This is a genomic window from Brevundimonas sp., assembly GCF_031082345.1.
Lineage (GTDB): Bacteria > Pseudomonadota > Alphaproteobacteria > Caulobacterales > Caulobacteraceae > Brevundimonas.
Window position 1 is genome coordinate 1 of the sequence record NZ_JAVHLH010000175.1, and the last position, 6,090, is coordinate 6,090.

General features: G+C 69.0%; 7 protein-coding genes. 5 read left to right on the plus strand and 2 right to left on the minus strand.

From position 1 onward, the window contains the following. Positions 1-166 precede the first annotated feature (166 nt). The 3 genes from RDU12_RS11255 (at position 167) to RDU12_RS11265 (ending at position 2,066) form a co-directional block, all read left to right on the plus strand. Entirely contained in the window at positions 167-754 is a 588-nt protein-coding gene (locus RDU12_RS11255) for a hypothetical protein (RefSeq protein ID WP_300291175.1), read from the plus strand. Positions 755-799: 45 nt separating this feature from the next. Further along, entirely contained in the window at positions 800-1,432 is a 633-nt protein-coding gene (locus tag RDU12_RS11260; protein ID WP_300291173.1) for a LysE family translocator, read from the plus strand. An 82-nt stretch (positions 1,433-1,514) separates the two neighbouring features. Next, positions 1,515-2,066 carry a hypothetical protein gene (locus tag RDU12_RS11265; RefSeq protein WP_300291171.1) on the plus strand — a complete coding sequence of 184 codons (552 nt, stop codon included), beginning with the start codon at positions 1,515-1,517 and terminating at the stop codon, positions 2,064-2,066. Positions 2,067-2,141: 75 nt separating this feature from the next. On the opposite strand, the gene RDU12_RS11270 is transcribed toward RDU12_RS11265, so the two are convergent. After that, positions 2,142-2,882: a DUF6065 family protein gene (locus tag RDU12_RS11270; RefSeq protein ID WP_300291169.1), complete on the minus strand. Its 741-nt coding sequence runs from the start codon at positions 2,880-2,882 to the stop codon at positions 2,142-2,144. Positions 2,883-2,933: 51 nt separating this feature from the next. Here RDU12_RS11270 and RDU12_RS11275 point away from each other — a divergent pair, with 51 nt between their 5' ends. Next, entirely contained in the window at positions 2,934-3,455 is a 522-nt protein-coding gene (locus tag RDU12_RS11275) for a prolyl-tRNA synthetase associated domain-containing protein (RefSeq protein WP_300291167.1), read from the plus strand. Between the two features lie 20 nt (positions 3,456-3,475). Here RDU12_RS11275 and RDU12_RS11280 read toward each other — a convergent pair whose 3' ends face one another. Then, the gene (locus RDU12_RS11280) at positions 3,476-4,138 is read right to left on the minus strand and encodes a DUF4304 domain-containing protein (RefSeq protein WP_300291165.1); all 663 of its coding nucleotides are present in this window, start codon (positions 4,136-4,138) and stop codon (positions 3,476-3,478) included. Between the two features lie 243 nt (positions 4,139-4,381). Here RDU12_RS11280 and purH point away from each other — a divergent pair, with 243 nt between their 5' ends. After that, positions 4,382-5,986 (plus strand): bifunctional phosphoribosylaminoimidazolecarboxamide formyltransferase/IMP cyclohydrolase, encoded by a 1,605-nt coding sequence (gene purH / locus RDU12_RS11285; protein WP_308684653.1) that lies wholly within the window; start codon positions 4,382-4,384, stop codon positions 5,984-5,986. The last annotated feature ends 104 nt before the right edge of the window (positions 5,987-6,090 follow it).

The window sequence follows — 6,090 nt, forward strand, 5'->3', positions numbered from 1 at the left end:
GCCGCCGCCGCCGCGGCCGCGCCCGCCGTCGCCGCGCCCCAGTAACCGGCCCCAGTAACCGTCTGAATCGCAAGGCGGCGGGTTCCGGCCCGCCGCCTTACCGCGATTTCACTTGAGCCCGGGCGATGTTCGGCGGATTTTGCGGCGTCCCTCAGGAGCCCGCGCCATGATCAAGGCCCTTTCCCTCGCCGCCGCCCTCGCCCTTCTGCCGCTGTCCGCCTCGGTCGCCGAGGAGGTTCGCGGGCCGTCCGAAGACGCGCTCGAAGCCGCCGCCGAGGCCTTCGAGGCCCGGATGGAGGCTTTCGGCGAACGCGCCGAGGCCATTTCCGAAGATGAGAGCCTCACCGACGAGCAGCGCGAGCAGCGCATCGCCGTCCTGTGGGCCGAATATCAGCCGGACGTTCAGGCCTTCACCGCCTCGGTGACCCAGCACGCCGGCGCCATCGCCGCCGAGGCCCTGGCCGAGGTCGATATCGAGGCCATCGTGGCCGAGGCCCTGTCCGACGTGGACATCGGCGAGGTCGCCGCCGGGGCGCTGGGCGCGCTCGACGCCGGCGCGCTGGCGGGGGTCGTGGCGGGCGCCCAGGGCATGGCCGTCAACGGGTCCTGGGCCTCGAACGACCCGGAGCATATGGCGACCTACGGACTGGTCGCCGACTATCTGATCGGCTCGGCCATGGATTCCGCCGCGCTCGAGGTCGAGGCCGCGACCGAAACCGCCGTCACGGTCGAGACCGACGCCGGCGAGGGCTGAGTCTTCCCGCTTGACCCCGGCCGCCGCTGACGCGACACGGCGGCCATGTCCGGCCTGCCCGTCGATCCCCATCTGTATCTGACCTTCCTGGGGGTCATGGCCGTGATGGCCGTGACGCCCGGGCCGGCCAATCTGTTCTCGGTCGCCAACGGGGTCCAGCGCGGTCCCGCGGGGGCGCTGGCGGGCGTGGTCGGGATGAACGCCGCCACCCTGGTCTGGTTCGGCGCGGCGGCCCTGGGTCTGGGCGCCTTGGTCACCGCCTTTCCCGAGGCCTTCCGGCTGATCTCCATCGGCGGCGCCCTCTATGTCGCCTGGCTCGGGGTCAATGCGCTGAGAGGCGCCTTTCGCACCGCCGCCGATCCGCAGGCGGCGACCATCCGCCTGGGGCGCAGCGCGATGGCGGACGGCTTCATGGTGCAGATCGCCAACCCCAAGGCGGTGCTGTTCTTCACCGCCGTCCTGCCGCCGTTCATGGACGTGAGCCGGCCCGCCGCGCCCCAGCTGGCGCTGTTCGCCCTGGCCACCATCGGCATGGACGTGTTGACGATGTCCGCCTACGGTCTGGGCGGCGCGGCGCTGGCCCGGCGCCTGTCGGAACCGCGTTTCAGACGCGGTTTCGCCCTCGTCACCGGCGCGCTTCTGCTCGCGGCGTCCGTTCTTATTGTCACGCGTTTATAAGGGCTTGCCGGCAAGCGGAACTGCGTTGTTCATGTCTCGTTCAGCAGGGGAGGCGCCTTTTGGGGCGCAAAGGAGAATCCAGATGAGAATTCGACTCCTCAGGCCCGCCCTTGTGGCCGCCACGGCGGCGGCGCTGGCGCTGTCGGCCTGCGTCACGGCGACCCCCTACGGACCGGCCGGGCAGGGCAGCCGCTACGGCTATTCCGACATGCGGGTCGACGCCAACCGCTTCCGCGTCAACTTCGCCGGCAACTCCGTGACCTCGCGCGAGCAGGTCGAGATGAGCCTGCTGCTGCGCGCCGCCGAGGTGACGCTGGAGAGCGGCCACGACTGGTTCGCCACCGTCAACCGCGCCACCGACCGCGACGTGCGCCTGTCGCCGACGCCGAGCCCCTTCTACTACGACCGCTACAGCCCCTACTGGGGCCCGTCGTGGCGCTACTACAGCCGCGGCTACTGGAGCCCGTGGCGCGACCCGTTCGGCCCCGACATGGATTTCCGCGAGATCGACCGCTACGAGGCCTCGGCCGAGATCGTGGTCGGCGACGGACCCAAGCCGGCCGGCGATCCGAACGCCTTCGACGCCCGCGAGGTGGCCCAGAACCTCGGACCCCGCCTGGCGCGGCCGATGTGACGGTATGGGTGTGGGGTATGGGGCGTGGGGTGTCGAAAGCCCCACACCCAACACCCCACACCCGACACCCTGTCCCTACCCCAGCCTCGGCGCCTTCAGCCGCCGCTTGTTCGCATGCGTCTCCGGCGCTGCGCCCAGTTCCTCGGGCAGTTCGCCCTTGAAGTAGAAGCGCTGCCACGCCTCCTTGGCCGCGTCGGGATCGCCCGAGGCCAGCCGCTTGTTGAAGTCGGTGCGCTGGCGGTTCCAGGCCTCGAACTGGCCCTTCATGACCGGATTGGACTCGAGCGAGCGGATCACCGGCTCGAAGGCCTCGGCCTTGCGGTGCTCGATCGGGGTGATGAAGCAGAACGGCTCCCCCCGCTCGAACTTGACCCGCCCCGGCCGCGTGAACAGCCAGTTCATGGTGAAGGGGAAGGGCAGCCAGTCCGTCTCGATCAGGCCGGTCAGCGGCGCGATGCCGTCCTTGACGTGGTTGGGCGCGCCGGAGGCCAGCAGGCCCCAGCCCGGCGGGGTGCGGAACAGATACTGCGGATGCATGGTCATCACCCCGCGCGAGAAATGCGAGGTGACGAAATGGTGCAGGTTCGGCGCGTGCCGGTCGGGGGTGATGACGATGTCATTCTGGCTGGGCCCGCCGTTCCATTCGGCGGTGAAGCTGAGCGGGCACAGCACCTCCCAGCCGGTGGTGTTGGCCATCGACAGCGGCAGGCAGCGGTAGGGGTGACGGCTGGGGAAGGCGTCCATCCAGTCGCGCGCCTGGCGGCCCGGCACCAGGTCGCACGGCTGGTCCGACATCGGATAGCATTCCAGTTCCACGGCGGCGCTCCGGAGGGTATCGGGGATGGTCCCTCTCACTAGCGGCGCGCGATGACCGAACACAAGACGCCCCTTTTCGACCGGGACCGCCTGCTGGCCTGGATGGCCGAAAACGGCGTGGCCCAGACGACGCACGACCACCCCGCCGTTTTCCGCGTCGAGGAGGGGCAGGCGCTCAAGGCGGCGATGCCGGGGGGCCACACCAAGAACCTGTTCCTAAAGGACAAGAAGGGCCGGCTGTGGCTGATCTCCGCCCGTCAGGACACGGTCATCGACCTGAAGCGCGCCGACAAATGGATCGGCTCGGCCCGCCTCAGCTTCGGCAATGAAACCCTGCTGTGGGACACCCTCGGCGTCCGCCCCGGCTCGGTGACGGCGCTGGGCCTGATCAACGACGTGGACCGGCGCGTGACCTTCGTCCTCGACAAGGCTTTGTGGGACGCCGAGGTGGTCAATTTCCACCCGCTGACCAACACGGCGACGACGGCGCTGGCGCAGGCGGACTTCCGCCGGTTCCTGGCGCTGATCGGGCGGGAGCCGGTGGTGGTGGATTTCGACCAGCTGATGGACTGAAGCCTGCTTGCACGGCGGGCCTAAGGCGCCCGGTTAATAGCGTTCTTGAGGTTGCCGAACTGTCCGGTGAAGCAGTCGGAATCGACCGCTTCCCCTAATTTCTCGCGGGCGAGGTCATGGTTTTCCAGCTCGAGTGCCACATACCCCGTCAGGTATGAACGGATGGGAGACGGATTACGTCCGAAGCCCCAGAGCACGATCATATCCTCATCGTCTTCGCACAGAACCCTCAGCACCTCTCGCTTGTCCGCGAGACGGGCGAACCAATCCATCGCATGAGGCAGTTGCTCAACCACGTCCTGAATGCACCGAGGCAAGTTGCGACCCAGCTCATCCACACTCCACACGCCATCCGGCGTCTTGCGCGACTGTGTGACGGTCGGGATTAGGCGTCCTCTGAATTGGCAATCGGCCTCGCGAGGCGTCAGCTGACCATCCGTGGATTGTAGTGGCCAGTCGGGCGGCACATAGGTCAGGAAGCTTCCAAGATTCACCGCGAATGAGAATGGGGTGACCCGCATTACGCTGGCATTGTAGGCGTTGAACGATTGGAAATTCAGAACATCGATCTTGCTGTCGCAGTATCGCCACGCCGTCCGCGTCGTGAACCGGCTAAAGCCCTGTTCCTTGAGCAGGGGCCAGACCTTTCCTCGAATTTCTTTGCTTACTGCCTTGCTGTCCATGCATTGCGCCCCTTCTGTCCGTCGCCCCCTCCAGCAACGCATGGATCTACGGTGGCACAGATTGTCAGGTCCGCTAACCACCCTGAGCCGATATCTGGAACGTCTGGACCCAACAGCGCTGGCTCCGTCCCATCGCGCTCGATTTCGGCAATCTGATCTGACCTCCCCGGTTCAATCCTTCCCCGGACAGTGCTAGAGCCCCCCGCGTCTCCCCGACCCCCACGCCAGACCCGGATCGCCGCCATGCCCGCCGCTCCCGACTTTCCTCCCGCGCCCGACCGCGTGGCGCCGAAGCGCGCGCTGATCTCGCTGAGCGACAAGACCGGGCTGGAGGCGGCGGCGCGCGCCCTGCACGATCTGGGCGTCGAACTGGTCTCGACCGGCGGCACCCGCGCCGCCATTGCGGGGTTCGGCCTGCCGGTGAAGGACGTGGCCGACCTGACCGGTTTCCCCGAGATGATGGACGGCCGGGTCAAGACCCTGCACCCGGTGGTGCACGGCGGCCTGCTCGGCGTGCGCGACGAACCCTCCCACGCGCAGGCGATGAGCGAACACGGCATCGGCGGCATCGATATCGCCTGGATCGACCTCTATCCGTTCGAGGCGACCGTGGCCTCCGGGGGCGGCTTCGAGGCGGCGGTCGAGAACATCGACATCGGCGGCCCGGCCATGATCCGCTCGGCCTCCAAGAACCACGGCTATGTCGCCGTCTGCGTCGACAAGGCCGGGCTGGACGAGGTGCTGGCGGCGCTCAAGGCCGACGGCGCCACCAGCCTCGAGCTGCGCAAACGCCTCGCCGCCCGCGCCTTCGCCCGCACCGCCGCCTATGACGCCGCCGTCTCGGGCTGGTTCGCGCAGCAGGTCGGCGACGTCGCCCCGGCGCGCAAGTCGATCGCCGGTTCGCTGGCCCAGACCCTGCGCTACGGCGAGAACCCGCACCAGACCGGCGCCTTCTACCGCACCGGCGAAACCCGCCCCGGCGTGGCCCACGCCCGCCAGCTGCAGGGCAAGGAGCTGGGCTACAACAACATCGCCGACGCCGACGCCGCCTATGAGCTGGTCGCCGAGTTCGAGGCCCCGGCCTGCGTCATCGTCAAACACGCCAACCCCTGCGGCGTCGCGGTCGGGAACGACCTGACCGAGGCCTACGCCCGGGCGCTGGAATGCGACGCCGTCTCGGCCTTCGGCGGCGTCATCGCCGTCAACCGCACCCTGACCGGCGCGGACGCGAAGCTGATCACCGACATCTTCACCGAGGTCGTCATCGCCCCCGGCGCCGACGACGAGGCCCGGGCGATCTTCGCCGCCAAGAAGAACCTGCGCCTGCTGCTGACCGACGGCCTGCCCGATCCGCTGGCGGCTGGCGAGGTGTTCCGCTCGGTGGCCGGCGGCTTCCTCGTCCAGTCGCGCGACCGCAGCCGCATCGCCCCCGCCGACCTCAAGATCGTCACCCGCCGCCAGCCGACGCCGCAGGAGATCGAGGACATGCTGTTCGCCTTCACCGTGGCCAAGCACGTCAAGTCCAACGCCATCGTCTATGCCAAGGACGGCCAGACCGCCGGCATCGGCGCCGGCCAGATGAACCGCCGCGACTCGGCCCGCATCGCCGCCATCCGCGCCCGCGAGGCCGGCGAGGCCAAGGGCCTGGCCCATTCCCTGGCCCAGGGCAGCGCCTGCGCCTCCGAAGCCTTCTTCCCCTTCGCCGACGGCCTGCTCGAAGCCGTCGCCGCCGGCGCCACCGCCGTGATCCAGCCCGGCGGCTCGATCCGCGACGACGAGGTCATCGCCGCCGCCGACGAACAGGGCGTCGCCATGGCCTTCACCGGGGTGCGGGTGTTCCGGCACTAGGCGGGGCGCTACCGCTCGCGACGCGGTCGCTCGCTGCTTGAGCGAGGGGCCGGCGTCTCCTCCCCACGCAGTGGGGAGGGGGACCCCGAAGGGGTGGAGGGGCT

What these genes read in the sequence shown, in the direction of transcription:
- RDU12_RS11255 (WP_300291175.1), top strand. Translation starts at nt 167, where the DNA reads ATGATCAAGGCCCTTTCCCTCGCCGCCGCCCTCGCCCTTCTGCCGCTG.
- RDU12_RS11260 (WP_300291173.1), top strand. Translation starts at nt 800, where the DNA reads ATGTCCGGCCTGCCCGTCGATCCCCATCTGTATCTGACCTTCCTGGGG.
- RDU12_RS11265 (WP_300291171.1), top strand. Translation starts at nt 1,515, where the DNA reads ATGAGAATTCGACTCCTCAGGCCCGCCCTTGTGGCCGCCACGGCGGCG.
- RDU12_RS11275 (WP_300291167.1), top strand. Translation starts at nt 2,934, where the DNA reads ATGACCGAACACAAGACGCCCCTTTTCGACCGGGACCGCCTGCTGGCC.
- RDU12_RS11280 (WP_300291165.1), bottom strand. Translation starts at nt 4,138, where the DNA reads ATGGACAGCAAGGCAGTAAGCAAAGAAATTCGAGGAAAGGTCTGGCCC.
- purH (WP_308684653.1), top strand. Translation starts at nt 4,382, where the DNA reads ATGCCCGCCGCTCCCGACTTTCCTCCCGCGCCCGACCGCGTGGCGCCG.